The following is a 25,290-nucleotide window of genomic DNA, read 5'->3' as shown; positions in this document are numbered from 1 at the left end:
CCCTTACTTAGGTGAAGCTTGCCTAACAGTAGGGTCTGATCGTACCTACCCCTCAGGAGGACCCCCTTGTCACCGTCATCGACCCGTCGCCGCCTCGCCGGCACCCGGATCGCGGTCGCTTTCGCCGCTCTTGCGATCGGTCTGACGACCGTCGCGTGCTCGTCCGACAACACCGACACCGCGGACGCCGCCACCGCCGGATCGCAGTCCGCCCAATGGCCTCGCACCGTCGAAACCGCCCGTGGCCCGGTCACTCTGGACGCCCAGCCGCAGCGCATCGTGTCCACGAGCGTCACGCTCACCGGTTCGCTGCTGGCTCTCGACGCGCCGCTGATCGGCACCGGCGCGCAGCCCAAGAGCACCGTGACCACCGAGCAGGGCCTGTTCACGCAGTGGGCCGACGTCGCCGCCGATCGCGACGTCGAGATCCTCTACCAGGGCCAGCCCAACGCCGAGAAGATCATGGCGGCGGCACCGGACCTCATCGTCGTGTCCACGAGCGGTGCCGACTCGGCCGCCCAGCAGGTCGAGACGCTGTCGAAGATCGCACCCACGCTGTTGTTCGACTACTCGGACAAGTCGTGGCAGGACCTCACCACCCAGCTGGCCGGCGCGGTCGGCAAGGAGGACCGGGCGCAGGAACTGCTCGCCGAGTTCGACGCCAAGATCGACCGGGCGAAGACCACGATCGCGCCGGCGCTGCAGGCGGGAGCCGCGCCGGTGAATCTCCTCACCTACAATTCGCCGGAGGATTCGAAGATCTTCACCGCCGAATCGGCGCAGGGTCGTCTGGTGACACGACTCGGGTTGACGCTCGCCGACCTGCCTGCGGACATCGCGGGCACGGGCGCCGAGTCCGGGCGGTCCGACATCGTCGGGGTGAACATCGAGAACCTGCCGCGCGCGCTGACCGGTGCGACGACGTTCGTCATCAACGCGCAGCAGCCCGGCGTCGACCGGTTGAAGGCCGACCCGACGCTTGCGGCCGTGCCGTCGGTGCAGCGGGGCGCCGTCCACCCACTCGACTTCGACAGCTTCCGCCTGGACTTCTACAGCGCGAACAACGTCGTCGACCGGATCGTGGCGGCATTGTCGTAGAACACGGCGAACGGGGGGTACGACGACAGTGGCCGGTCACCGCAAGGTGACCGGCCACTGCCGTGTTCGAGTGAGCTACTGCTTGGTGAGCGCGTGCTCGGCCGCCGCCAGCAGGACGCAGGTCGCGACACCGTCCATCGCCTTGGCGAGCTCGTCCATCGACGGGAAGCTCGGCGCGAGGCGGATGTTCCTGTCCTCGGGATCCTGCTTGTAGGGGAACGCGGAGCCGGCCGCGGTGAGCGCGATCCCGGCCTCCTTCGCGAGCGCGATGACCCGCTTGGCGGTGCCGTCGACCACGTCGAGGCTGATGAAGTAGCCGCCCTTGGGTTCGGTCCACGACGCGACCTTGGACGCGCCGAGCCGGCCCTCGAGGATCTCGAGGACCTTCGCGAACTTGGGTGCCAGGATTTCACGGTGCTTGTCCATGTGCGCGCGTACACCGGCGGCATCCCCGAAGAAACGGAGGTGGCGCAGCTGGTTGACCTTGTCCGGGCCGATGCTCTTCTTGCCCAGGTGCTGCTGGTACCACGCGAGATTGGCGTCGGAGCCGCCGAAGAAGCTCACCCCGGCACCCGCGAACGTGATCTTCGACGTGGACGCGAACACCAGCGGACGGTTCGGGTTGCCGGCCTCCGCCGCCATCCCGAGGATGTCGAGAGCGGGCGCGCAGTCCTGCACCAGCGGATGCACCGCGTAGGCGTTGTCCCAGTAGATGCGGAAGTCGGGAGCGGCGGCCGGCATCGACGCGAGCGCGCGCGCCACGTCCTCGGAGTACACCGCGCCCGTCGGGTTGGAGTACGTGGGCACACACCAGATGCCCTTGATCTGCGGATCCGCGGACACCAGTTCCGTGACCTTCGCCATGTCCGGTCCGTCGTCGCGTATCGGGATCGCGATCATCTCGATGCCGTAGGACTCCGCGATCGCGAAGTGCCGGTCGTAGCCGGGGGCCGGGCACAGGAACTTGACCACCGGCTCCTGCGACCACGGTCGCGGCGAGTCCGGGGTGCCGTGCAGCAGCGAGAACACGATCGTGTCGTGCATGATCTCGAGGCTCGCGTTGTTGCCGGCCATCAGGTTCGCGGTCGGAATCCCCAGCAGCTCACCGAAGATGGCACGCAGCTCGGGCAGACCCGTCAGGCCCCCGTAGTTGCGGCAGTCGGTGCCGTCGCCGTCCCGGAAGTCGCCGTCACCCGGAAGCGCGAGCAGACCGTTCGACAGATCCAACTGCTCCGGCGCCGGCTTGCCACGGGTGAGGTCGAGCTTCAGCTTCTCCGCCTTGAGCTGCTCGTACTTCGCGGTCTGACGCTCGAGCTCGGCGCGAAGTTCTTCATGGCTCATCAACCCGATTTGGGTCTGCACAGGCATGCGGGCGGCCTTTCACCGACACGAACCGGTCGGGGACGGGAAGAGATAGGGGACCCCGCGCACCCGGCAGAGCCCGTTGACCCTTGCTGCCTTCCGGCCCTGGGGGAGTTCACAGGATGCGCGCCGCGCGGGATCCGCCTACGAGTGTAACCGGACGGACGGCGATTGCGGTGACGCACCCCCTCGGCAGGGCCCGTTTGGCGTTCGACGCCCATGACCCGGTATGCTGCCCAACGGAGGATTCGCCTAGTGGCCTATGGCGCTCGCCTGGAACGCGGGTTGGGTTAACGCCCTCAGGGGTTCAAATCCCCTATCCTCCGCCACGGGAAACCCCCGGTGACCATGTCACCGGGGGTTTTCCAGTTTCCGGGCGTCAGCCGCCGGGCGCGTCGGTGATCTTCTCCCCTGCCGGATTGAGCGCCCACCACAGGTTGTCCATTCCCTGGCCGGCCACCGAGCCGGGCCGCGGGTCGCCCTCGAACAGGTACAACGGCATCCCGTTGACCGTGACCTGATTTCCGCCGAGCGGGCCGGGGATCGTGCCGATGGTCCCCGAGACGCCGGACACCTCCGGCGGGAGCGTGTCACTCGTGAGCGGCGGCCACGTCTGCAGGCAGGTGGCGTCGCACGCACTCTTGTCGGTACCGGGCTCGTCCCGGTCGTACGCGTAGACCGTCATCCCGTCGACGTCCACCACCACCTCGCCGATGTTCGACTGCGCCGTCGACAACACCGGTCCCGCGGCGGGCACGCTGCTCGGCATCGTGGTGGTGGACGGCGGCGGCTCCGAGCTGTCGTCGTCCGAGCAACCGACGGCCGCGGCACCCGCGGCGAGCACGGTGGCCGCGATGGCCAGAATTCTCCTCATGTCGAGACTCCCCTCCTGATCCGGAACTGCGGCCCGGCCTGGTTCGGACCCGCGCTGTCGGTGCCCCGGCCTACGGTGGGCCGCATGGGGTGGTACACGCCGAAACCGGTGGCGCCGGATCTGGCCGGCGCTCTCGTGTGCGCCTGGTCGGCGCGCATCGAGAGCCGGCACCTCCTGGTGCCGGACGGGTGTGTCGACGTGTTGTGGATTCCCGGTGTGGGAGTACGGGTGTGCGGCCCCGAGACCACCGCGTGGTCGTTCACGTTGCCGTCCGGGACGGAGTCGTTCGGCATCCGCTTCCGGCCGGGCGCAGCCCCCCACGTGCTGCGCACGTCCGCCGCCCAGATCCGGGACACCCGCGTGTTCCTCGCGGACGTCCTGGGCGCAGCCGTGGAGCGGCGCCTCGTCGACCGCCTCGAACATGCCGCCGGCGTCGAGGCCCGGCTGGCGGCCCTGCAGCATGCCGGTCGCCACTGGCTCGCGGCCCGTCCCGCGCCGGACCCGCTGGCCACGAACATCACGTCCGCGCTGTCCGTCCGCTCGTGGAGCGTCGGCGCGCTCGCGGACGCGTCGTCGATGACCGCGCGCCAACTGCAGCGCCGCTGCAACGACGCCTTCGGGTACGGGCCGTCGACGCTGCGCTCGATCCTGCGGCTGCAGCGGTTCATGCATTTGGCACGCACCCACCGCGGCCTCGGGCTGGCGGCACTGGCCGCCCAGGCCGGGTACAGCGACCAGGCGCACCTGTCGCGCGAGTGCCGGCGCATCGCCACCCTCACGCCCACGCAGTTGCTGGCCGGTGAGGCACCGGACTGGCACGGGGCCGCGTCCGTCGTCGAACCGGGGTCCGCCGATGTCCGATCGGTGCAAGACCCCACCACCGCGGCCGCCGGAGAATCGGCCGCATGATCACCACCGAAACCACCGCCGACCTCTACCGGCGACTCGCCGCCGCCCTCACCGAGCGCGTCGACGCCGTGCCCGCCGACCGATGGGAGAACCCCTCCCCCTGCGACGGGTGGACCACCCGCGACGTACTCGCGCACATCGTCGACACCCAGACGCAGATGATCGGTGTGGTCGGGCTGTCCGTTCCGGACGGTCCCGCCGTCGCCACCGATCCCGCGGCCGCGTGGCGCCACACACGGGACGCCGTGCAGGCGATCCTCGACGACCCCGCGACGGCCGGCCTCGAGTACGACGGCCACTTCGGGCGCACCGACCTCGCGTCGACGTTCCGGACCTTCTACTGCTTCGACCTGGTGGTCCACGGCTGGGACATCGCCCGCGCCGCCGGACTCGACGACACGATCCCGGACCGGGATCTGGACCTGCTCGACGCCGTCATCGCCCAGCTCGGCGAGTCCCTGCACACCGACGGCGTCTGCGGGCCGGCGCTCGACACCCCCGCCGACGCGGACCGTCCCACCCGGATACTCGCGGCGCTGAGGCGCCGCGCCTGAACGAGCCGCAGTCGGCGGCGGCGTCATGTGTCGCCGCCGGGTCGGCGGTGACGCTCCTCCTCCGGCGGCGGCGTGCGGTCGCTGTCCGCCTCCCGGTCGCTGCTCTCGATCACCTCGGTCAGCTGCTGCTTCGACATACCGGGCCCCACGTGCGCCTCGGCTCGCAACCGCTCGATCATGTGCGGGTAGTGCAGCTCGAATGCCGGTCGCTCCGAACGGATCCGGGGCAGCTCGGTGAAGTTGTGCCGCGGCGGCGGACAGCTCGTGGCCCACTCGAGCGAATTGCCGTAACCCCACGGGTCGTCCACCGTCACGACCTGCCCGTAGCGGTAGCTCTTGAAGACGTTCCACAGGAATGGCAGCGTCGAGGCGCCGAGGACGAATGCGCTGATCGTGGAGATCTCGTTGAGTCCGGTGAAGCCGTCGGTCGGCAGATAGTCCGCGTAGCGGCGGGGCATGCCCTCGGCGCCCAGCCAGTGCTGCACCAGGAAGGTGCCGTGGAAGCCGAGGAACGTCATCCAGAAGTGCCATTTGCCGAGGCGTTCGTCGAGCATGCGCCCGGTGATCTTGGGGAACCAGAAGTAGATGCCCGCGTAGGTCGCGAACACGATGGTGCCGAACAGCACGTAGTGGAAGTGCGCGACCACGAAGTACGAGTCGGTGACGTGGAAGTCGAGCGGCGGGCTCGCCAGGATGACCCCGGACAGTCCACCGAACAGGAAGGTGACCAGAAATCCCAGGGCGAAGAGCATCGGGGTCTCGAACGTCAACTGCCCCTTCCACATCGTGCCGATCCAGTTGAAGAACTTCACACCGGTCGGGACGGCGATGAGGAACGTCATGAACGAGAAGAACGGCAGCAGAACGGCACCCGTCGCGTACATGTGGTGCGCCCACACCGCGATCGACAACGCCGAGATGGCGATGGTCGCGTAGACCAGGCCCGTGTACCCGAAGATCGGTTTCCGGGAGAAGACCGGGAAGATCTCCGAGACGATGCCGAAGAACGGCAGCGCCACGATGTACACCTCGGGGTGGCCGAAGAACCAGAACAGGTGTTGCCAGAGGATCGTCCCGCCCGTCGCGGGGTCGTAGACGTTGGCCCCCAGCACCCGATCCGCGAACAATCCCATCAGCGCCGCCGTGAGGATCGGGAAGGCCACCAGGATCAGGATGCTGGTGATGAAGATGTTCCAGGTGAAGATCGGCATCCGGAACATCGTCATGCCGGGCGCCCGCAGGCAGATGACGGTGGTGATCATGTTGACGCCACCGAGGATGGTGCCGAGACCACTGATCGCCAGGCCCATGATCCACAGATTGCCGCCCATGCCCGGGGAGTGGATCGCGTCGCTCAGCGGCGTGTACGCCGTCCAGCCGTAGTCGGCGGCACCGCCGGGCGTGATGAAGCCTGCGGATGCGATGAGACCGCCGAACAGGTACAGCCAGTAGCTCAGTGCGTTCAGGCGTGGAAACGCGACGTCCGGTGCGCCGATCTGCAGCGGCAGGATGTAGTTCGCGAAGCCGAACACGATCGGCGTCGCGTACAGCAGCAACATGATCGTGCCGTGCATCGTGAACAGCTGGTTGTACTGCTCGTTGGACAGCATCTGCAGGCCCGGCCGAGCCAGCTCGAGACGCATCAGCAACGCCAGCAGCCCGCCGAACATGAAGAAGGCGAACGAGCTGACGAGGTACATGATCCCGAGCATCTTGGGATCGGTCGTGGTGATGACGCGGTAGATGAACTCGCCCTTGCGGGCCCACCGCGGCGGATAGGGCCGAACAGCCCGTACTGCAGCAGGTTTGGATGCAACGGTCGCCACCGGGACCTCCTGACCGCGCCATCCGCCACTGGGGCGGGTGGCCTCGAAGGCGTCACCGGTCGCGGACTGCTGACGGGTCTACGGCAGGGCGGCGACCGGCACAGACTCAGCACTGAGGACGCTACGCCTCCGGAGGGAGCCTTGGCTACGGATCCGGCGAGCCGACCGAGTCCGGGAGCGCTGCCGGCGCCTCGATAAACTGCACCAATGCCGAACGAGCTCGACGCCGCCACGCCTGCGGGACGATTTGCCCCCAGCCCGTCCGGCGATCTGCACCTCGGCAACCTCCGGACCGCGCTGCTGGCTTGGCTGTTCGCGCGCTCCACCGGTCGCCGCTTCCTCCTTCGTGTCGAGGACCTCGACCGGGTCCGCGCGGGTGCGGCCGACCGTCAGCTCGCCGATCTCGCCGCCCTCGGCCTGGACTGGGACGGCGACGTGGTCTACCAGTCGGAACGGCTACCGCTCTACGACGCCGCGATCGCCCGTTTGCAGCGAGCCGGACTGACCTACGAATGCTTCTGCACGCGAAGGGAAATCCAGCAGGCGGCGTCCGCACCGCACGCGCCCGCCGGCGCGTACCCCGGCACGTGCCGCAATCTCACCGAAGCCCAACGGGATGACAGACGCGCGAGCGGACGGGCGCCGGCACTGCGGCTGCGCGCCGGCACGGACAAGTTCACCGTCACCGACCAACTGCTCGGGCCCTACACCGGACTGGTCGACGATCTCGTCCTCCGGCGCGGCGACGGCATTCCCGCGTACAACCTCGCGGTCGTCGTCGACGACGCCGCGCAGGGCATCGACCAGGTGGTCCGCGGTGACGACCTGCTGTCGTCGGCGCCACGCCAGGCCTACCTCGCCGGCCTACTGGGGCTGCCCGCCCCGACCTACGCCCACGTACCGCTCGCCCTCAACGCCGACGGCAAGCGGCTGGCGAAGCGTGACGGCGCGGTGACCCTGGCGGATCAGGCGGCGCTCGGACACTCACCCGCGGACGTGCTGGGGATGCTCGCGCGCTCGCTGGGGATGGCCGACCCCGACGAAATCGTTACTCTCGCTCAGCTTCTCGAAAGGTGGGATCCGCGGGCACTACCCACCGGGCCGTGGGTCTTCGGATCCTGAAACCCGCACGTCGTGCGCGCAAACAGACCAACTGCCACGTAGGGTTTCCGATCGAAAGTTCGACTTCGCCGACAGACCCGACGAAATCCAGGTGCACACATGACCACTGGTGGACAAGACCCGAACCAGAACCCCGAGAGGGGCCCGGGACCCGAGGGCACCCCGCCACCCGGGAACTACCCGCCGCCGCAGGGCCCCGGCGGCGGTTACCCGCCCCCGCCCGGCAACTACCCGCCCCAGCCCGGGAACTACCCGCCGCCGCAGGGCCCCGGCGGTGGCTACCCGCCCCCGCCCGGCAACTATCCCCCGCCCACCGGTCCCGGCGGTGGTTACCCGCCCCCGCCCGGCAACTACCCGCCCCCGCCGCAGGGCCCCGGTGGCGGCTACCCGCCCCCGCCCGGCAACTATCCCCCGCCGCCCCCGGCGTACGACTCCGGCTACGGCCGCTCACCGGCCGGGCCGCCGCCCAGCGAGGTGAGCGTCGGCGCAGCCCTGTCGTACGGCTGGAACAAGTTCAAGAACAATCCGGGGGTGTGGATCGGCGCCCTGGTCGTCGCAGCCGTCATCTCCATCCTCGTCTCGCTGCCGTTCAGTGTCGGCGGCAACCGTGACTTCGACAGCTTCGGTGATCTCTCGGCGTCGTTCAGCCTGTGGCAGATCATCGGCAACATCGTCACGGCGATCGTCAGCTACCTGATCTCGGCCGCGCTCATCCGCGGCGCGTTGCACGAGGTCGACGGCCGACGGCCGCAATTCGCGTCGTTCTTCGAGTTCCGCAACGTCGGCGCCATCATCATCGCCAGCTTCCTCGTGGGCCTGATGACCGGCATCGGTTTCGTGCTCCTGGTCATCCCGGGTCTGGTCCTCATGTTCCTGACGTGGTGGACGCTCGAGTTCGTCGTCGACCAGGACCAGGACGCGATCACCGCGATCAAGTCCAGCTTCCGGGCGATCTCGTCGAACTGGGGCACGCTGCTGGGGCTGGCCGTCACGCTGTTCTTCCTGAACGTGCTCGGCACGCTGCTGTGCCTGGTCGGTCTGCTCGTGACCGTCCCGGTCTCGATCATCGCCTCGACGTACGCGTACCGCGTCACCGTCCGCGGCCCCGTCGCGCCGTAGACCAACCGTTTTGCGCACTTGTCGCGGCCGGAGGGACCCGGAACAGCGGCAAGTGCGCAAAACGGGCGGTGGGGGGTGCGGATCGTCGTCACACCGGTCGAGGTGCTTGGATGGCGCGGTGACAGAGTCAGTACAGTCCCCGTCCGACGCGTCCGATCCGGCGTCCTTTGCGCACGTCAGCCGCGGCTACTACGCCACCATGGTGGCCCTGTTCACGGCGACGCTGCTGATCTCCAATATCTGCGCCACCAAGGGGGTGGCATTCTTCGTCGACCAGGACGCCTCGGTCGGCCCGTTCCAGGTTCTGCCGATCATCACCGACGGCGGCTTCTTCCTCTTCCCCCTCGCCTACGTCGTCGGCGACGTGCTCAGCGAGGTGTACGGCTTCAAGGCCACCCGCCGCGCCATCTACATCGGCTTCGGCTCGCTGCTGCTGGCCGCGCTCAGTTTCTGGGCCACACAGCACCTGCCGTCGGCCGACTTCTACGAGAACGAGGGCGCGTTCGACGCCGTCGTCGGTGTGGTCCCGCGGCTGCTGATCGCCGGGCTCGCCGGCTACCTCGTCGGCCAGCTGCTCAACTCGGCCGTGCTGGTCCTCATCAAGGAGCGCACCCGCGAGAAGCACCTGTGGGCGCGGCTCATCGGCTCGACGGTCGTGGGCGAATTCGCCGACACCCTCATCTTCTGCTCCATCGCCGCCGGTGCGATCGGCATCTCCACGTGGTCGGACTTCGTCAACTACGTGATCGTCGGCTTCCTGTGGAAGACGCTCGTCGAGATCCTGGTGATGCCGGTGACCTACCGCGTGATCGGGTTCGTGAAGAAGCGCGAGCCCAGCTATTCGCCGCTGGTCGACGGCCGCTTGCCGTAGAACCGGCCGAGGGTCTCGCGCTTGTACTCCTCGAAGTAGCCGCCCTCGATGCTCTCGCGGATCCGGTCGACCAGACGCACGGTGAACCGCTCGTTGTGGATCGTGCAGAGCGTCGAGGCGAGCATCTCCTTCGCCTTGAACAGGTGGTGGATGTACGCGCGGGTGTAGTGGGCGCACGTGTAGCAGTCGCACTCGTCGTCGATCGGGGTGAAGTCCCGACGGAAGCGCGCGGTGTTGATGTTGAAGCGGCCGTCCGGGTGGTAGATCGCGGCGTTGCGGGCCACCCGGGACGGGTTGACACAGTCGAACGTGTCGGCGCCGTTCTCGATCGCGACGAACATGTCGTCGGGCTCGCTGATGCCCAGCATGTGCCGCGGCTTGTGCTCGGGCAGTTCCTCGTTGACCCAGCGCACGATGGTGCCCAGATTCTGCTTCTCGAGCGCGCCGCCGATGCCGTAGCCGTCGAAGCCGCGGCCGCTGACGCCGGTGATCGACTCGAGCCCACGGGCCGCCTGCCGGCGCAGGTCCTCGTACTGCGCGCCCTGCACCACACCGAACAACGCCTGGTACGGGCGGTGTGCACGCTCTGCGGTGAGCTTCTCGTGCTCGGCGATGCACCGTACCGCCCACGCCTGCGTCCGCTCGACGGACTGCTCCTGGTAACCGCGCGTGTTGAGCAGCGTGGTCAGCTCGTCGAACGCGAACATGATGTCGGCGCCCAGCTGGTGCTGGATCTGCATCGACACTTCGGGGGTGAACCGGTGCGGGGAGCCGTCGAGATGCGACTTGAACGTGACGCCGTCATCGTCGACGTGCGCCAACCGCTCCTTGCCGGCGGCGATGACGTCGTCGGACTGGACACCGACCGCCTCCATCGCCAGGACCTTCTTGAACCCGACGCCGAGCGACATCACCTGGAAACCGCCGCTGTCGGTGAAGGTGGGGCCGTCCCAGTTCATGAACCTGCCGAGGCCCCCGGCCTCGTCCACGATGTCCGGGCCCGGCTGCAGATACAGGTGGTACGCGTTGGCCAGCACGGCCTGCGCGCCCAGGTCCTTCATCGCCTCGGGCAGCACCGCCTTGACGGTGGCCTTGGTGCCGACCGCGATGAACGCGGGGGTCCGGATGTCCCCGTGCGGGGTGTGGATGGTGCCGGTGCGGCCCAACTTGTCGGGCAGGCGGGTGCCCACCGTGAAGAACGGATCGGGCGGGGACGGCACAACTTCACTCACCTGGCCATAGTGTCACAGCCGGCAGGAGCCACCCCGCGTCCGGGCTAGGGGCGCTCGTGCGCGGTGAGCAGCAGGTACTCCCAGTCCATGACGAACGATCCGTCGCCGACGTCGAACCGTCGGGCCAGGTCGGTGAGATCCCGATCGAGCGCCGTGACCCGGTCGGCATCGTCGGCGACGGCCTTGTACACCGCAATCGTCGGCCCGTAGTTGGCCTTGAAGTAGTCGACGAAATCCTCCGGGCCGTCGAAGCGGTCCACGCGCAACACGTCGCGCTGCGACCGCACATCGGTGACACGGTCGCCGAGCAACTCGCGGACGTGAGTTTCGTCGCCCCACAGCGGTGGGGGCTGCGCCCCGGGGGGAGGCGGCGGGGCGTACGGCTTCATCGCCGCGAACATCCGCCCGATGAAGCCGTCCGGTGTCCAGCTGAGCAGCCCGATGGTGCCGCCCGGCTTGCAGACCCGGACCAGTTCGTCGGCGCTGTCCTGGTGGTGCGGGGCGAACATGACCCCCACGCAGGAGAGGACGACGTCGAACCGGTCGTCCTCGAACGGCATCGCCTCCGCGTCGGCGACCTCCCAGTCGAGTTGGGCGCCGCGCTTGGCGGCGAGCCGGCGCCCGGCGTCGAACAGTTCGGGGGTGAGGTCCGAGGCGACCACGTCCGCCCCCGCCAGCGCCGCCGGGATGGCCGCGTTGCCCGATCCGGCGCCGACGTCGAGCACCCGCTGCCCGCTCTGCACGTCGGCCGCGCGCACGAGGATCGGCCCCAGTTCCGGGATGATCTCCTCCGCGACGGCCGGATAGTTGCCCGACGCCCACACCGCCCGATGTTTGGCCTTGAGGGTCCGATCGGCTTCCTTGCTCACAAGTGATTCGCTCATGTTTCGAGCGTGCGCCGCTGCGCCGCCCCGAACAAGGGCCCGCGTGTGCTCGTCCCGAGCAAGGCCTTCGCCCCGGCGATAGGCTTTTTCCAGCTGGGGGGCACCACAGCGCGCACCGGGAGGCCACTTGACCGGACAGGACACCACGTCGGGACACGCGAGCTCCGCTCAGCACCCCGCGTTCGAGAAGATCGCACGGGTCGGGCAGGCCGCGAGCGGGCTGGTGCATCTGCTCATCGGCTACATCGTCATCCGGTTGGCCTTCGGCGACGCCGGCACCGCCGATCAGTCGGGGGCGCTGATGACGCTGGCGTCCCAGCCGGGCGGACGCATCGCACTGTGGGTGGCGGCCGTGACCCTGGCGGCCCTCGCGGCCTGGCGGGTGGTGGAGGCGTTCGTCGGGAAACGCTCCGACGCCGAGGATCCGTCCGCGCTGGACCGGGCGAAGACCGTGGGCGTCGCGGTGGCATATCTCGCGTTGGCGTTCACCGCGTTCCAGTTCGCGCGCGGCGGCGGGAAGGCGAGCACCGAACAGAACGTGGGAATGAGCGCCCGGTTGATGCAATCCGGCGGCGGCAAGGCGGTTCTCGTCGTGGCCGGGCTGGTGATCATCGCCGTCGGCGCCTATCACGTGTACAAGGGCGCCGGGAAGAAGTTCCTCGACGACCTGCACCGCACCGGCCTGCCCCGACTGGCCACACCCCTGGGGGTGGTGGGCTACATCGCGAAGGGTCTGGCGATCGCGGGCGCCGGGGTCCTGGTGATCGTCGCGACGTTCACCACCGATCCGGCCAAGGCGAGCGGGCTGGACGGGGCGGTCAAGACGCTCGGCGCCGCCCCGTTCGGTCAGATCCTGCTGGTGGCGGCGGGCGTCGGGATCATCGCCTACGGCGTGTACTGCTTCGTCCTGGCCCGTTACGGGCGGATGTGATCCGCAGTCCGGCTCACGGCACGTAGAACGTTGCGACGCCCGGGGTGATCGGCCCGGCGACGGGGAGGACGACCAGGGCGATCTGCCCGGAGCCGGTCTGCACCGTCGCCGCCGCCGGGACACCGTGCAGCCCGTCCGACATCCGGGCGGCTCCGGACGCTCCGGTCGACAGATTGAGCCAGCGGACTTCGGACGAGAGCAGGCATCCCCACCCGCCGTCCTTCCCGCCGGTGATCGTGACCGTGCCCGGTGGTTCGCCGACCACTGCCACGCAACGGACCGCGGGGGCGTCGAAACTTCCGTCGGGGTTCCCGAACGGCGCCGGCTCGAGCTGGAAGGGCACGGCCGGCGCGGCGGACGCCACCGCCGCCGGCGCCAGAATCGGACCGACCACCAATCCGGCGCAGATCACCAGTCGGCGAACGACATTCATGACGGCTACCTCCTGAAGACCGACTACCGGGTGGGGTGGACTTCCACGACGGGCTGCCGCAGGATCGTTCGCAGCCGGTCCGGTGCGGCGCGCCGCGGGTCGCTCAGGTAGATCTCGTGGTGCTTGCCGGTCATCCGCAACGCGTTGTCCGGGATGAACCGGTGGTGCAGTTCGTCGAGCACCGGCGCCTCGTCGTCGTACGGACCGATGTGGAGCGTCTGGACGCTCTGCCCCTCGTCGAGCCGTTCCAGACGCAGCTTCTCCAATACCGGCGCGGTTCCCTTGCGGGCCACCGACTCCCGCGCTTCGTCGAAGTGCTCGGCGGTGATCCAATCCGGGATCATGTTCATCACCGTCCAGTCCCACCGCGACTTGTCACGCACGGTGGTGAACGACTCCATGTCGTCGGCCCACCACAGAGCCTCCAACGGCATCACCGTGTAGTCCCGTTCCAGCCGGTTCCTGCTGAGGAACTTCAGCGCGTACGCCACCGGGTAGAGCGATTTCAGGGCATCCTGGTACGCCTGCGCGGTGTTGGGATCACCGTGGCCGTCGATCATGAGGAACTGCATCGCCGGCACCTTCACGACGACGAACCGGCCCCGCGGCGCTGTGTACGTCTCGATCTCTTTCCGAAGATCGACCTTCATTCGACTGCTCCCCCGGTGCGCAGTCAGTCGCGGGCGAGGTCGGGCGGGAAGCCGCCGGTCGCGATCGGGCCCCAGTCGTCGATCGTGATCCGGATGAGGCTCTTGTTCTGCTTGCGCATCGCGTCGCGATACTCGTCCCAGTCCGGGTGTTCGCCGGAGATGCAGCGGAAGTACTCGACGAGGGGCTCGAGCGCGTCGGGCATGTCGAGCACCTCCGCGGTGCCGTCGATCTGCACGTAGGCCCCGTTGAACTCGTCGGAGAGCACGCACACGCTCGCGTGCGGATCTCGCCGCAGGTTGGCGGCCTTGGCCCGTTGCGGGTACGTCGAGATCACGATGCGCCCGTCGGCATCCACCCCGGAGGTGACCGGCGAGATCTGCAGGCCGCCCGACTTCTTGTGCGTGACGAGCACACAGCGGTGCCGGGGACGCACGAACTCGAGCAACTGTTCGCGGGTGACGTGTTCGGCGGTGGCGACGGCCATGATGCTCTCCTGCTCGGCTCGATGCGGACGCGGTCCAGCCTATCGGGGCCCGCCGACAGCGGGATCGGCCTCGGCGCCCCTCGGCGTCGCCGAGGGTCAGCCGGTCTTTTCGAAGTCCGCCGGCTTCCAGGTGCCGTCGAATGCGGCTTGCTCGGGACCGTAGATCCGAAGGTAGGCGAACCAGCCGCGCCCGGGAACGGTTTGCAGCCAACGATTCTCGGCACCACGGGGCGCAGTCGGCCCGAAGTGCAGGCGCAGTGGGCCGGTCTGATCGACATCGTTCAGTTCGAACATCGAACGCAGCGCCGCACTGTTCCGGTCGGCCTGAACCTGCGACCGTGTCTGCGCGTCGTAAATCGTGATGGACCAGAACAGGGTGCCGGGCACCGGTTGCGGTATCTCCAGGGTGTAGGAGGTGCCCCCGTCGAGGAAGGCACCCGACGCGTCCCGAACACCGAGCCAGTACAGCGAGCCGCCACCGACCTGCCGGCGGAACATTGCGGGCGAGGCGATGATCGCCTGGGAGAACCACCGGTCGCGGGCTTCGAGGTCGATACCCGCGGGGGTGGCGAAGTCTCCGTTGTCGGCGACGAGACCCACCCATTCCCAGCGGCGGTCCGGCCATGCGATCCGGTCCTCGCGGTCACTGGCGAATGCCGAGACGAGCATCTGGTCGCGGCCCGTACGGGCGGCGCGCGCGAGGATGGCGGACATCCGCTCGTCGGGGGCGAACGGGGCGCCCTTCTCGATCCCGAGCGTGGACAGCAGTCCGTACATCGGCAGGAACTCCGCCACCGGCGGCTCCGCGGTGACGATGCCGTGCAACACCCGCCAGAATTCGATGTCGTCCTCCCACCGGAGGCACGTGCTGTCCACCGGCTTCTCGGTGGTGTCGACGAATTCCAGCGTCCGGTCCGGGAATCCGAGGGGGTGGATCCGCACTGCGCGCAGCGCGTCGAGGGCCTTGGTGAGATCACCGCCGATCGGCAGCGCCCGTATCGCCAGCAGGACCTTGTTCGAGGCCGACCGTCCCACGTGCGCGTGAGGGGGTAGCTCACCCCGGTGGCCGGGCGGGGTGATGACGTAGGTCCCGCCCTGGCCACGGTCGGGGCCGGGGATGCCCAGATCGGTGATCCACCGTTGATGATGGTCGTCGACGAGTCCGATGAAGGGCCCCTGCGGCACGTCGACAACCATGGGCCCGGCGCTGAGGTCGAGCACGGCAGCCCCGTAGGGAGTGTCGGAGTTGAGGGTGAATCCGACCTGGAGCGGACCCGTCGAGGCGATCCCGACGGCCTCGTTGTCCGCGAGGCCGATCTCGCGGTTGCCGTTGAAGATTCCCTCCATGGACACGGTCGGGTACCAGAATCGATAGGCCGTCACCGCCCGCTGGACGTCGGCTTCGTCGCGCGCCTGCTGCGCCGTTCGGTCCACCGGGTAGCCGTGCTCGAACAAGTAGCCTCCCATCGCCGATTCGCTTCCGCCGCCGCCAGTCATATCGGCATCACCCTCCACGAGTTCGAACATCGATTCACCGCGCGGACGAACACGGCTCACCGAACCATCTCGCGTGCGCGGCGACGAGGCATCGCCTACTACAGGTGAATTCGCCGGAGTCGGCCGCGGGGCGCGCCAGGGAGCGGGGTGGCCTCAGCGGAACGCGGCGTGCCCGGTGAGCGCCCGACCGATCGAGAGCAGATGCATTTCGCTGGTGCCCTCGTACGTGAGCACCGACTCGAGGTTGTTGGCGTGCCGCAGCGGCGAGTACTCGAGGGTGATCCCGTTGGCGCCGAGGATCGTCCGGCACTCGCGGGCGATCGCGATGGCCTCGCGGACGTTGTTGAGCTTGCCGACGCTGATCTGGTCGGGCGTGATCTCGCCGCGGTCCTTCATCCGGCCGAGCTGGAGCGCCAGCAGCATGCCCTTGCCGAGTTCGAGCGTCATGTCGGCCAGCTTCTCCTGGGTGAGCTGGTAGCCGGCGAGCGGTCGGTCGAACACCTCCCGGGTGCCGGCGTACGCGATGGCCGTCTCCAGGCTGTCACGCGCCGCCCCGAGGGCACCGAACACGATCCCGAACCGTGCCTCGTTCAGGCACGACAGCGGCGCGCCGAGGCCCCGCGCGGTGGGCAGCTGCGCCGACGCCGGCAGCCGGACACCGTCGAGCACCAGTTCGGACGTCACCGACGCCCGCATCGACAGCTTCCCGTGCACGGTGTTGGCGCTGAATCCCGGTGTGTCCGTGGGGACGAGGAAGCCCCGCACCCCGTCCTCGGTCTGCGCCCACACCGTCGCGACGTCGGCGAGGCTGCCGTTGGTGATCCACATCTTGGTGCCGTCGAGGATCCAGTCGTCCCCGTCCCGACGGGCCCGGGTGCGCATGCCCGCCGGGTTGGAGCCGAAGTCCGGCTCGGTGAGCCCGAAGCAGCCGAGTGCCTCCCCCGACGCCAGCCGCGGCAACCACTCCTGCTTCTGTTCCTCCGACCCGAACCGGTGGATCGAGAACATCGACAGCGAGCCCTGCACCGACACGAAGCTGCGCAGGCCGCTGTCCCCGGCCTCCAGCTCGAGGCACGCGAGCCCGTAGCTGACCGCGTTGGTGCCGGCACACCCGTAGCCCTGCAGATGCATGCCCAGCAGCCCGAGGTCCCCCAGTTCGCGGGCGATCTCCCGCGGCAGCGTGCCGGACTCGAACCATTCGGGCAGGCGGGGCCGCAGCCGCTCGTCCACCAACCGTCGGACCGTGTCCTGGATGTCGCGTTCCTGCTCGTCGAGGAGAGCGTCGATTCCGAACAGGTCCAACGGCTGCATGGTCATCTCACTCCACCGCTCCGACGAATTGACTGTTGTACAGGCCGAAGTACGCGCCGCGGCGCTCGAGCAGCTCGTCGTGGGCGCCCTGCTCGACGATCCGGCCGTTCTCCATGACGACGATCAGGTCGGCGTCGCGGATGGTGGAGAGCCGGTGCGCGATCACGAAGCTGGTGCGGTCGCTGCGCAGCTGCGCGGTGGCTTGCTGCACCAGCAGCTCGGTGCGGGTGTCCACCGAGCTGGTCGCCTCGTCGAGGATCAGGATCGACGGCTGCGCGATGAACGCGCGGGCGATCGTGATCAGCTGCTTCTCGCCGGCGCTGACGTTGCTGCCCTCTTCGTCGATGACGGTGTCGTAACCGTCGGGCAGCATGTGCACGAAGCGGTCCACGTAGCTCATACGGGCGGCCTCGCGGACCTGCTCGTCGGTGGCGCCGGGACGGCCGTACGCGATGTTGTCGCGGATCGTGCCGCCGAAGAGCCACGTGTCCTGCAGGACCATGCCGATCCGCGAGCGCAGGTCGTCGCGGGTCATCTGCGCGATGTCGGTGCCGTCGAGCGTGATCCGGCCGCCGTCGACCTCGTAGAACCGCATGATGAGGTTGACCAGCGTGGTCTTGCCGGCACCCGTCGGGCCCACGATCGCGACCATCTGTCCGGGCTCCGCGGTGAGCGAGAGGCCCTCGATCAGCGGGCTGGCGGGGTCGTAGCCGAACCGGACGTCCTCGAAGCGGACGCGTCCACGCGCCTGCGCCGGGGTGGCGGCGGGCTGCGGGTCGGGCGACTGCTCGTCCTCGTCCAGGACCGCGAACACCCGCTCGGCGGAGGCGATACCCGACTGCAGCAGGTTCACCATCGACCCGATCTGGGTGAGCGGCTGGGTGAACTGGCGCGAGTACTGGATGAACGCCTGCACGTCGCCCAGGCTCATGGTGCCCGACGCCACCCGCATGCCGCCGATGACGGCGATCGCCACGTAGTTGAGGTTGCCGAGGAACATGATCGCCGGCATCACGGTGCCGGAGATGAACTGCGCCTTGAACCCGGACTGGTACAGCTGTTCGTTCTTCTCCTGGAAGGCGTCCTGCACCTCGCGGTGCCGGCCGTACGCGGTGACCAGCTCGTGGCCGGTGAGCGATTCCTCGACCTGCCCGTTGAGTTCACCGGTGGTCTTCCACACGGCGGCGAAGTGCGGCTTGGACCGCTTGGCGATCTTGGCGGCGACGATGGCCGACAGCGGCACGGTGAGCACCGCGATCAGGGCCAGCAGCGGCGAGATCGAGATCATCATCGCGAGGATGCCGATCACCGACAGTGCCGCGATCACCAGCTGGCTCAGCGTCTGCTGCAGGCTCTGCGAGACGTTGTCGATGTCGTTGGTGACCCGGCTGAGCAGGTCGCCGCGCGACGTCGAGTCGAAGTAGCTCAGCGGCAACCGGTTGATCTTCTGCTCCACCTCGTTGCGGAGCCGGCGCACCACGCCCTGCACGATGATGTTGAGCAGGTAGGCGGCCGCCCACGAGACCACGGCGGACGCGATGTACAGGCCCAGCACGAGCGCGAGCACCCGGCCCACCGCGGAGAAGTCGATGCCCAGACCCGGCACCAGGTTCATGCCCGAGACCATGTCGGCGAACTGGTTCTCACCCGCGGCCCGCAGGCCCTCCACGGCCTGGTCCTTGGTGAGCCCCTCCGGCAGCTGCCGGCCGATGACGCCGTCGAAGATGAGGTTGGTGGCGTGCCCGAGCAGTCGCGGGCCGATCACCGAGAGCACGACGCTGGTGACGGCGAGCAGCAGCACGGCCGTCACGGCGGCGCGGTAGTCGCGCAGCCGCCCGAGCAGCCGCTTCATCGAGACGCCGAAGTTCTCCGCCTTGGCGGCCGGGGCGCCGGCGCCGCCCGGTACCGGCGGCGAGGACTGGGTCGCGGTGCTCACAGCGCCTCCTGGACCGAGCGCTGGGACTCGACGATCTCGACGTACGTCGCGCACGTCTCGAGCAGTTGCTCGTGCGTGCCGATGCCGACGGCCGCGCCCTCCTCGAGGACCACGATCTGGTCGGCGTCGGCGATCGTCGACACGCGCTGGGCCACGATGATCACGCTGGCATCCTCGGTTTCGGGTCGGAGCGCCGCACGCAGCCGGGCGTCGGTGGTGAGGTCGAGCGCCGAGAAGGAATCGTCGAACAGGTAGACGGACGGACGCCGGACCAGGGCCCGCGCGATCGCGAGACGCTGCCGCTGACCGCCGGAGACGGTGGTACCGCCCTGGGAGATCGGGGTGTCGAGTCCCTCGGGCATCGCGCGCACGAAGTCGGCGGCCTGCGCGATCTCGAGCGCGCGCCACAGTTCCTCGTCGGTGGCGTCCGCCTTGCCGTACCGCAGGTTGCTGGCGACGGTGCCCGAGAAGAGGAACGCCTTCTGTGGCACCAAGCCGATGCGCGACCGCAGCAGCTCCGGATCCAGCTCGCGGACGTCGGTGCCGGACACGGTCACCGCGCCGGACGTGACGTCGATGAGCCGCGGGATGAGACCCAGCAGCGTGGTCTTGCCCGAGCCGGTGGCTCCGATGATCGCGGTGGTCTTGCCCGGCTCGGCGGTGAAGCTGATGCCGCGCAGCACCGGCTCGTCGGCGCCCGGGTACTTGAACTCGGCGTCCCGCAGCTCGACGTGCGCGGGCCGATCCATGGTGGTCACCGGCGACGCCGGCGCCAGCACCGACGGCTCGGTGTCGAGCACCTCGGTGATGCGCTCGGCACACACCGCGGCACGCGGGGCCAGCATCGCGATCATCGACGCCATCATCACGGCCATGAGGATCTGCATGATGTAGCTGAGCATCGCGGTCAGCGAGCCGACCCCCATGCTGCCGTTGTCGATCTCGTGGCCGCCGAACCAGATCACCGCCACGCTGGTGACGTTCGCGATCATCATCACGGCCGGGATCATCAGCGCCGTCGTGCGGCCGACCCGCAAGGCGGTGTCGGTCAGCGCCCCGTTGGCGGCATCGAAACGCTCCGCCTCCGAGCGCTCCCGGACGAAGGCGCGGACGACGCGGATGCCGGTGATCTGCTCGCGCAGCACCCGGTTCACCGCGTCGATACGGGTCTGCATGGTCCGGAACGCCGGCACCAGCTTGCCGATCATCACGATCATGGTGAGCGCGAGCAGCGGGACGCTCACCGCGAGGATCCACGACAGCCCGGCATCCTCACGGATCGCCATGATGATGCCGCCGATGCACATGATGGGGGCCATCACCAGGATCGTGGCGCTCAGCACCACCATCATCTGCACCTGCTGAACGTCGTTGGTGCTGCGGGTGATCAGCGACGGCGCCCCGAAGCGGCCGAACTCGCGGGACGAGAACGACCGGGCCCGGCCGACCACCGCGGCGCGCACGTCGCGGCCGAATCCCATTGCGGCACGGGCGCCGAAGAACACCGAACCGACGGAGCAGATGATCTGCACCAGCGTCACGAGCAGCATCTTGCCGCCCGCCGACATGATGTAGCCGGTGTCACCGGTGGCCACTCCGTTGTCGATCAGGTCGGCGTTGACGCTGGGGAGATACAGCGCGGCGCCGGTAGCGACGAGTTGGAGGAAGACGACGCCGGCGAGATGACGCTTGTATGGCCCCAGGTAGGTGCCGAGGAGTCTGATCAGCATGGTTTGCGAAGGTTACCAATCCGAGGAGCGAAAAAGGAGCGGTCGAGCCCTCGAGTTCGGGCTCGACCACTCCTTTTCCATTGAATGTTCACAGTGTCGTCCACACCGGTGTCACGACACCGGCGCGTCTTCCCGGTCGCGATCCTGGCGCGGCAGCGCGCGGGCCAGTTTCTCGCCTTCGATGTCGACGTTGGGCAGCAGCTTGTCGAGCCACTTGGGCAGCCACCACGCCCTGTCACCCAGGAGCGCCATGACGGACGGGATGATCACCATGCGGACGATGAAGGCGTCGAAGAAGACCGCCGCCGCGAGCGCGAAGCCGATCGACTTGATGAACGCGTTGTCCTCGAGGATGAACGCACCGAACACCGAGATCATGATGAGTGCGGCCGCAGTCACCACCCGGGCGCCGTGGCTGAACCCGATGGTCATCGCTTCCTTGGCCGATGCGCCGTGCACGTATTCCTCGCGCATGCGGGTCACCAGGAACACCTGGTAGTCCATCGCCAGGCCGAACACCACACCGATCAGGAAGATCGGCATGAAGCTCACCAGCGGCTGCGGGTTGGCGACGATCCCGCCCCAACCCTCCTGGAAGATCGCGACGGTCGCACCGAACGTCGCGGCGACGCTGAGCAGGAAGCCCAGGGCGGCGGTGAGCGGCACCAGGATCGACCGGAACACCAGCATCAGCAGGATGAAGGCGAGCCCGACCACGATGACCAGGTACGGGACCAGCGCGTCCTGCAGTCGGTCGGAGACGTCGGTCTCGAGTGCCGTCTGTCCGGTGACGCCGTAGTTGACGCCGATCCGGTCGTGCAGCGCCCCCTCGCCGTCGCGAATGGACTGCATGAGGTCGATCGTCTTCTGATCAGTGGGCGAGCTGCCCGGGGTCACCAGGATCTGGGCGGTGTCCCCGGCCGGGTTGAGCGCCATGACCTGCGCGTTGACGACGTCGTCCTGCTCGGAGATCGTCCGGAGCACCTGGCCGACCGCTTCCTCGGCGGGCACGGTGGCGTCCTTGGCGTCGACGACGACGAGCAGCGGCGCGTTGCGGCCGGGACCGAACGCGTCCGACACCAGGTCGTACGCCTGCCGGGAACTGGTGGCGGGATCGCCGGTGCTCTCGCTCGGCAGGGCCAGCTTGAGGCCCACCGCCGGGATGGCCAGCACACCGAGCAGCACGATGCCGACGATCAGCGGGACGGCGGGCTTGCGGCCCACCCAACGTGCGTACCGGGTGGCCGGGCCGGGGACGGCGTCCTCGGCCTCCGGGTCCGGCGCCTTGACGAACGGGACCTTGCCGGCGAACGCCTTGCGTCCGAGCAGGCCGAGGAACGCCGGCAGGAAGGTCAGCGCGACGAGGACCGCGATGAGCACCGCGAACGCGGCCGCCAGGCCCATGTCGCTCAGGAACTTGATTCCGACGACGCGGAGCGCGACCAGCGCGATGATCACCGTCAGGCCGGCGAACACGACCGCCGAGCCGGCGGTACCCACGGCGCGGCCCGCAGCCTCCTCACGGTTTCCGCTGACGCTGACCTCGTGCTTGAAGCGCGAGACGATGAACAGCGAGTAGTCGATGGCGACCGCCAGACCGATCATGACGGCCAGCGTCGGGGTCATCGACCCGAGTTCGGTGAAGCCGGTGGCGACGGTGATGCCGAGGCTGCCGATGCCGACACCGATGATCGCGGCGATCAGCGGCAGACCCGCGGCGACCAGCGAACCGAACGTCAGCAACAGCACGATGGCCGCGACCGCCAGGCCGATCAACTCCGCGGAGCCGCCCGGCATCTCGGGCTCCTGCGCGGCGCTGCCGCTGAGCTTGACGGTCAGTCCCGCGTCGCGGGCCGCCTGGGCGGCCGCGTCGATCTGGTTTGTCAGCTCGGTGGTGACGTCCTTGAAGTCACCGCTGAAGGGCACCTCCACGTAGCCCACGGTCTTGTCGGGGCTCAGCGGGGACAGCGCCCGAGCGTCCGCGAGCGCCTGGTCGACGGGCTTGCCGGACTGCTCGGCCTGCGCGGTGACCATCGCGGTCAGCTGCGCATCGGCGACGACGGGGTTGACCAGCGCGCCCTGCGCCTCCGCGGGCGGCGCGGTCGCCGGATCGACCTTGGCGGCCGCGTCGACGAGCTCGATGCCGCGCACCTTCGCGAGGGTGGCGTCCATCGCGGCCTGGTTCTCCGGGGTGTCGAGCGTCTGCCCGTCGGGCGCGGCGAAGACGTACCGGGCGGAGATGGAGTTGAACGGGTCCTTGGCCGACGCAGGGAACCGCTCGGCCATGAGGTCCTGGGCCTTCTGCGCGGGGGTGCCGGGGATCGAGAACGAGTCGTTCGTCGGGCCCGACAGCGTGGCCGCGCCGACACCCATCAGAACGAGGATGGCCAGCCAAATGGACAGGACCGTGCCTTTTCGCCGATAGGCGAAGCGGCCGATCCGGTAGAGATAGGTCGCCATGTGCGGCTCCTTCGTGATCGGGTGGGGTCTGGCGGTCTAGCGTGCGGGAACGGCGAGGCCCGACCGCAGGTGATCGAACGCCTCACGGATGAGGTGCTCGGCACTCGCGGCCGTCGATCGCCCGCTCATCCACAGGTCGAGCGACGCCTTGACGGCAGCACCGACCACCGTCTGCAGCAGGCTCGGATACAGGCCCGAGGCGCCCGTACGCTCGGCGATGACCTCGTCGAGCATCGGAGTGAGCCGCACGTGCATCTCCATCTTCTTGGCGAGCAACGTGGGACTCGAGTCGATGAGATCGGCCAGCGCCTTCATCTCCTCGAGCTGGGCATCGGATTCGATGAGCGCCCGCAGCACGATGTGTTCGAGCGAATCGAGAATCGGTTCGTCGGCGGGACGCTCGCGTAGCCACTGCGCCCATTCGAGGACCTCCGCCTCGAAGTGGTGCAGGACGGCCTCCTCCTTGCAGGAGAAGTAGTTGTGGAACGTGCGGACGGACACCCCGGCCTCCGACGCGATCATGTCGGCAGTGACCAGTTCGATCCCACGCTCCATGGCCAGACGGGCAGCCGCCTCGCTGAGCGCGACGCGCGTCGCCGCCTTCTTCCGATCCCGGAGTCCGAGTTCCACCCCTTCGAAAGTACCGAATTTGCAGACCTCTGCAATGTTGCAGGCGAGCGCACTTTTGTGTCTTCCAGCACATTTCCGCGAGATCGGTGATCGGCCTCACACTTGCGCGCCCCTGCCTACGCTGATTCCACACCCGCGCGACGGCGAACGGCGGTGACGATGCCCGATTGGGACGGCGCACGATATTCGCGGACCAGCGATCTGCAGCGCACGATGGCGACCCGGGCGCTCGACGGCCTCGTGCTGCGACCGGACGAGCACCTCCTCGACGTCGGCTGCGGCGACGGATTCGTCACCCGCCTCCTGGCCGCGCAGCTTCCGCGGGGCCGCGCGGTGGGCGTGGACGCGTCACCGCGGATGATCGCGCAGGCCGCCGCGGCCGACGACCACGTGCAGTTCGTCCTGGCCGACGCCCGCGATCTGCCGTTCCGGGCCGAGTTCGACGTGGTGGTCTCGTTCAACGCGCTGCACTGGGTGCGCGAGCAGCAGCGGGCCCTCGGCTCGATCGCGGCCGCGGCCCGCCCCGGCGCACGGGCGCTCGTCCAGGTGGTGTGCGCCGGTGACCGCCCGAGCCTGGAGACGGTGGCGATGGAAGTGGCCGGGTCGGTGCGGTGGCTCGACCGGTTCACCGGGTTCACTCCCCCGTTCGTCCACGTGGATCCCGACGAGTACCCCGCGCTCGCGTCGTCGGCCGGTCTGCGCGTCACCGGGCTGTCCGTCGAGGACCTGACGTGGGACTTCGGCACGCACGAGGCGTTCGCCGCGTGGTGCGGCAACGGCGCCGGTGCCTGGACCGACCGCCTCGCCGCCGCGGACCGGCCCCGGTTCCTCGACGAGTGGGTCCGCGCGTACGAGGAGATCTCGGGCACGCCGGGGCTGTTGCACTTCACCCAGATGCGCGCCGAACTCGAGGTGCACCGCTAGCGGCGCCGCCACGCCCCGGGGTCGGCGGTGAGGTCGTCGACGAAGGACGGCAGCGCGCCGGCGGCGATGTCGGCGACGGTGACCCCTTCCAGCACCGCGCGCAGGTTGACGCGGACCGCGATCCACACCCGCTGCAGCGACTCGGCGGCCCCCTCGTAGGTGACGTCCTCGGGCCGCTCCCCGCGCACCGACGCCAGCGGGCCCTCCACGGTGCGGATGACGTCGGCGACGGTGATCTCGTCGGCCGGACGGGTGAGCCGATATCCCCCGTCCGGTCCGCGCCGGCTGCTCACGAGCCCGCCGCGGCGCAGGTCGGCGAGCACGGCCTCGAGGAACTTGCCGGGGAGCGCCTGCGCGCCCGCCAACGCATCGCCCTTGACCAACGCCGGTTCGGCGGCCGCCAGCTCGACGAGGGCACGCACCGCGCAATCGACCCGCGCCGTGATGTGCAT

23 protein-coding genes, 1 tRNA gene and 1 other RNA gene are annotated in these 25,290 nt (G+C 68.9%); 9 read left to right on the top strand and 16 right to left on the bottom strand.

Features of this window, described 5'->3' with window-relative positions; genetic code table 11:
* Positions 1 to 66: 66 nt before the first annotated feature.
* Positions 67 to 1,098: a Fe2+-enterobactin ABC transporter substrate-binding protein gene (gene fepB, locus E7742_RS20250; protein WP_137800580.1), complete on the top strand. Its 1,032-nt coding sequence runs from the start codon at positions 67 to 69 to the stop codon at positions 1,096 to 1,098.
* A gap of 75 nt (positions 1,099 to 1,173) precedes the next feature.
* On the opposite strand, the gene E7742_RS20245 is transcribed toward fepB, so the two are convergent.
* Complete coding sequence (locus E7742_RS20245) at positions 1,174 to 2,466, bottom strand: aminotransferase class I/II-fold pyridoxal phosphate-dependent enzyme (protein ID WP_137800579.1); 1,293 nt, start codon at positions 2,464 to 2,466, stop codon at positions 1,174 to 1,176.
* A 44-nt stretch (positions 2,467 to 2,510) separates the two neighbouring features.
* Positions 2,511 to 2,605: signal recognition particle sRNA small type (gene ffs / locus E7742_RS20240), an RNA gene on the bottom strand.
* 96 nt (positions 2,606 to 2,701) lie between these two features.
* Here ffs and E7742_RS20235 point away from each other — a divergent pair.
* Positions 2,702 to 2,789 (top strand) — tRNA-Ser (locus E7742_RS20235).
* A gap of 50 nt (positions 2,790 to 2,839) precedes the next feature.
* Here the strand turns inward: E7742_RS20235 and E7742_RS20230 are convergent.
* Complete coding sequence (locus E7742_RS20230; RefSeq protein WP_137800578.1) at positions 2,840 to 3,334, bottom strand: COG4315 family predicted lipoprotein; 495 nt, start codon at positions 3,332 to 3,334, stop codon at positions 2,840 to 2,842.
* Between the two features lie 84 nt (positions 3,335 to 3,418).
* On the opposite strand from E7742_RS20230, the gene E7742_RS20225 reads away from it, so the two are divergent.
* Positions 3,419 to 4,243, top strand: a complete 825-nt coding sequence (locus E7742_RS20225; RefSeq protein ID WP_137800577.1) for a helix-turn-helix domain-containing protein — start codon at positions 3,419 to 3,421, stop codon at positions 4,241 to 4,243.
* A complete protein-coding gene (locus E7742_RS20220) occupies positions 4,240 to 4,797 on the top strand; it encodes a TIGR03086 family metal-binding protein (protein ID WP_137800576.1) in 558 nt (185 codons plus the stop codon). Before E7742_RS20225 ends, E7742_RS20220 begins: the two co-directional genes overlap by 4 nt.
* 23 nt (positions 4,798 to 4,820) lie before the next feature.
* On the opposite strand, the gene ctaD is transcribed toward E7742_RS20220, so the two are convergent.
* Complete coding sequence (gene ctaD / locus E7742_RS20215) at positions 4,821 to 6,623, bottom strand: aa3-type cytochrome oxidase subunit I (RefSeq protein ID WP_137800575.1); 1,803 nt, start codon at positions 6,621 to 6,623, stop codon at positions 4,821 to 4,823.
* Positions 6,624 to 6,830: 207 nt separating this feature from the next.
* On the opposite strand from ctaD, the gene gluQRS reads away from it, so the two are divergent.
* The 3 genes from gluQRS to E7742_RS20200 all read left to right on the top strand — a co-directional run bounded on the left by gluQRS (position 6,831) and on the right by E7742_RS20200 (position 9,735).
* On the top strand, positions 6,831 to 7,745 hold the full coding sequence (gene gluQRS, locus E7742_RS20210) for a tRNA glutamyl-Q(34) synthetase GluQRS (protein WP_137800574.1): 915 nt from the start codon (positions 6,831 to 6,833) through the stop codon (positions 7,743 to 7,745).
* Positions 7,746 to 7,844: 99 nt separating this feature from the next.
* A complete protein-coding gene (locus tag E7742_RS20205; RefSeq protein ID WP_137800573.1) occupies positions 7,845 to 8,864 on the top strand; it encodes a hypothetical protein in 1,020 nt (339 codons plus the stop codon).
* Positions 8,865 to 8,982: 118 nt separating this feature from the next.
* Positions 8,983 to 9,735 carry a queuosine precursor transporter gene (locus tag E7742_RS20200; RefSeq protein WP_137800572.1) on the top strand — a complete coding sequence of 251 codons (753 nt, stop codon included), beginning with the start codon at positions 8,983 to 8,985 and terminating at the stop codon, positions 9,733 to 9,735.
* Here the strand turns inward: E7742_RS20200 and tgt are convergent.
* Positions 9,702 to 10,967 (bottom strand): tRNA guanosine(34) transglycosylase Tgt, encoded by a 1,266-nt coding sequence (gene tgt / locus E7742_RS20195; protein WP_137800571.1) that lies wholly within the window; start codon positions 10,965 to 10,967, stop codon positions 9,702 to 9,704. The two genes, E7742_RS20200 and tgt, sit on opposite strands and share 34 nt — an antisense overlap.
* 44 nt (positions 10,968 to 11,011) lie before the next feature.
* The gene (locus tag E7742_RS20190; protein WP_137800570.1) at positions 11,012 to 11,851 is read right to left on the bottom strand and encodes a class I SAM-dependent methyltransferase; all 840 of its coding nucleotides are present in this window, start codon (positions 11,849 to 11,851) and stop codon (positions 11,012 to 11,014) included.
* 127 nt (positions 11,852 to 11,978) lie between these two features.
* On the opposite strand from E7742_RS20190, the gene E7742_RS20185 reads away from it, so the two are divergent.
* Positions 11,979 to 12,782, top strand: a complete 804-nt coding sequence (locus E7742_RS20185; RefSeq protein ID WP_137800569.1) for a DUF1206 domain-containing protein — start codon at positions 11,979 to 11,981, stop codon at positions 12,780 to 12,782.
* A 13-nt stretch (positions 12,783 to 12,795) separates the two neighbouring features.
* Here the strand turns inward: E7742_RS20185 and E7742_RS20180 are convergent, their stop codons facing one another.
* The 9 genes from E7742_RS20180 to E7742_RS20140 all read right to left on the bottom strand — a co-directional run bounded on the left by E7742_RS20180 (position 12,796) and on the right by E7742_RS20140 (position 23,914).
* Positions 12,796 to 13,215, bottom strand: coding sequence for a hypothetical protein (locus E7742_RS20180; RefSeq protein ID WP_137800568.1), 420 nt, complete (start codon positions 13,213 to 13,215; stop codon positions 12,796 to 12,798).
* 23 nt (positions 13,216 to 13,238) lie between these two features.
* A complete protein-coding gene (locus tag E7742_RS20175) occupies positions 13,239 to 13,865 on the bottom strand; it encodes a GyrI-like domain-containing protein (RefSeq protein ID WP_137800567.1) in 627 nt (208 codons plus the stop codon).
* A gap of 23 nt (positions 13,866 to 13,888) precedes the next feature.
* Entirely contained in the window at positions 13,889 to 14,350 is a 462-nt protein-coding gene (locus E7742_RS20170; protein ID WP_137800566.1) for a PPOX class F420-dependent oxidoreductase, read from the bottom strand.
* A 96-nt stretch (positions 14,351 to 14,446) separates the two neighbouring features.
* The gene (locus E7742_RS20165; protein WP_137800565.1) at positions 14,447 to 15,877 is read right to left on the bottom strand and encodes a DUF1254 domain-containing protein; all 1,431 of its coding nucleotides are present in this window, start codon (positions 15,875 to 15,877) and stop codon (positions 14,447 to 14,449) included.
* A 123-nt stretch (positions 15,878 to 16,000) separates the two neighbouring features.
* Positions 16,001 to 17,164 carry an acyl-CoA dehydrogenase family protein gene (locus tag E7742_RS20160; RefSeq protein WP_137800564.1) on the bottom strand — a complete coding sequence of 388 codons (1,164 nt, stop codon included), beginning with the start codon at positions 17,162 to 17,164 and terminating at the stop codon, positions 16,001 to 16,003.
* Between the two features lies 1 nt (position 17,165).
* The gene (locus tag E7742_RS20155; protein ID WP_137800563.1) at positions 17,166 to 19,094 is read right to left on the bottom strand and encodes an ABC transporter ATP-binding protein; all 1,929 of its coding nucleotides are present in this window, start codon (positions 19,092 to 19,094) and stop codon (positions 17,166 to 17,168) included.
* Positions 19,091 to 20,824, bottom strand: coding sequence for an ABC transporter ATP-binding protein (locus tag E7742_RS20150; RefSeq protein WP_137800562.1), 1,734 nt, complete (start codon positions 20,822 to 20,824; stop codon positions 19,091 to 19,093). The genes E7742_RS20155 and E7742_RS20150 overlap by 4 nt, the downstream gene beginning before the upstream one ends.
* Before the next feature lie 111 nt (positions 20,825 to 20,935).
* Positions 20,936 to 23,284 carry an MMPL family transporter gene (locus E7742_RS20145; RefSeq protein ID WP_137800561.1) on the bottom strand — a complete coding sequence of 783 codons (2,349 nt, stop codon included), beginning with the start codon at positions 23,282 to 23,284 and terminating at the stop codon, positions 20,936 to 20,938.
* A 36-nt stretch (positions 23,285 to 23,320) separates the two neighbouring features.
* Positions 23,321 to 23,914, bottom strand: coding sequence for a TetR/AcrR family transcriptional regulator (locus E7742_RS20140; RefSeq protein ID WP_137800560.1), 594 nt, complete (start codon positions 23,912 to 23,914; stop codon positions 23,321 to 23,323).
* 159 nt (positions 23,915 to 24,073) lie between these two features.
* On the opposite strand from E7742_RS20140, the gene E7742_RS20135 reads away from it, so the two are divergent.
* Positions 24,074 to 24,838, top strand: a complete 765-nt coding sequence (locus E7742_RS20135) for a class I SAM-dependent methyltransferase (protein ID WP_137800559.1) — start codon at positions 24,074 to 24,076, stop codon at positions 24,836 to 24,838.
* Here E7742_RS20135 and E7742_RS20130 read toward each other — a convergent pair.
* A complete protein-coding gene (locus E7742_RS20130; RefSeq protein WP_137800558.1) occupies positions 24,835 to 25,290 on the bottom strand; it encodes an RrF2 family transcriptional regulator in 456 nt (151 codons plus the stop codon). The genes E7742_RS20135 and E7742_RS20130 overlap by 4 nt on opposite strands.

The organism is Rhodococcus sp. SGAir0479, assembly GCF_005484805.1.
Classification (GTDB): domain Bacteria; phylum Actinomycetota; class Actinomycetes; order Mycobacteriales; family Mycobacteriaceae; genus Prescottella.
Note: the sequence above shows the minus strand (reverse complement) of the source record. Positions and strands in the feature narration are given on the sequence as shown.

Bases quoted from the DNA above. Each gene is read 5' to 3' on its own strand.
- E7742_RS20245 (WP_137800579.1), bottom strand. From the start codon at position 2,466: ATGCCTGTGCAGACCCAAATCGGGTTGATGAGCCATGAAGAACTTCGC.
- E7742_RS20230 (WP_137800578.1), bottom strand. From the start codon at position 3,334: ATGAGGAGAATTCTGGCCATCGCGGCCACCGTGCTCGCCGCGGGTGCC.
- E7742_RS20225 (WP_137800577.1), top strand. From the start codon at position 3,419: ATGGGGTGGTACACGCCGAAACCGGTGGCGCCGGATCTGGCCGGCGCT.
- E7742_RS20220 (WP_137800576.1), top strand. From the start codon at position 4,240: ATGATCACCACCGAAACCACCGCCGACCTCTACCGGCGACTCGCCGCC.
- gluQRS (WP_137800574.1), top strand. From the start codon at position 6,831: ATGCCGAACGAGCTCGACGCCGCCACGCCTGCGGGACGATTTGCCCCC.
- E7742_RS20205 (WP_137800573.1), top strand. From the start codon at position 7,845: ATGACCACTGGTGGACAAGACCCGAACCAGAACCCCGAGAGGGGCCCG.
- E7742_RS20190 (WP_137800570.1), bottom strand. From the start codon at position 11,851: ATGAGCGAATCACTTGTGAGCAAGGAAGCCGATCGGACCCTCAAGGCC.
- E7742_RS20180 (WP_137800568.1), bottom strand. From the start codon at position 13,215: ATGAATGTCGTTCGCCGACTGGTGATCTGCGCCGGATTGGTGGTCGGT.
- E7742_RS20175 (WP_137800567.1), bottom strand. From the start codon at position 13,865: ATGAAGGTCGATCTTCGGAAAGAGATCGAGACGTACACAGCGCCGCGG.
- E7742_RS20170 (WP_137800566.1), bottom strand. From the start codon at position 14,350: ATGGCCGTCGCCACCGCCGAACACGTCACCCGCGAACAGTTGCTCGAG.
- E7742_RS20165 (WP_137800565.1), bottom strand. From the start codon at position 15,877: ATGTTCGAACTCGTGGAGGGTGATGCCGATATGACTGGCGGCGGCGGA.
- E7742_RS20160 (WP_137800564.1), bottom strand. From the start codon at position 17,164: ATGACCATGCAGCCGTTGGACCTGTTCGGAATCGACGCTCTCCTCGAC.
- E7742_RS20150 (WP_137800562.1), bottom strand. From the start codon at position 20,824: ATGCTGATCAGACTCCTCGGCACCTACCTGGGGCCATACAAGCGTCAT.
- E7742_RS20145 (WP_137800561.1), bottom strand. From the start codon at position 23,284: ATGGCGACCTATCTCTACCGGATCGGCCGCTTCGCCTATCGGCGAAAA.
- E7742_RS20135 (WP_137800559.1), top strand. From the start codon at position 24,074: ATGCCCGATTGGGACGGCGCACGATATTCGCGGACCAGCGATCTGCAG.
- E7742_RS20130 (WP_137800558.1), bottom strand. From the start codon at position 25,290: ATGCACATCACGGCGCGGGTCGATTGCGCGGTGCGTGCCCTCGTCGAG.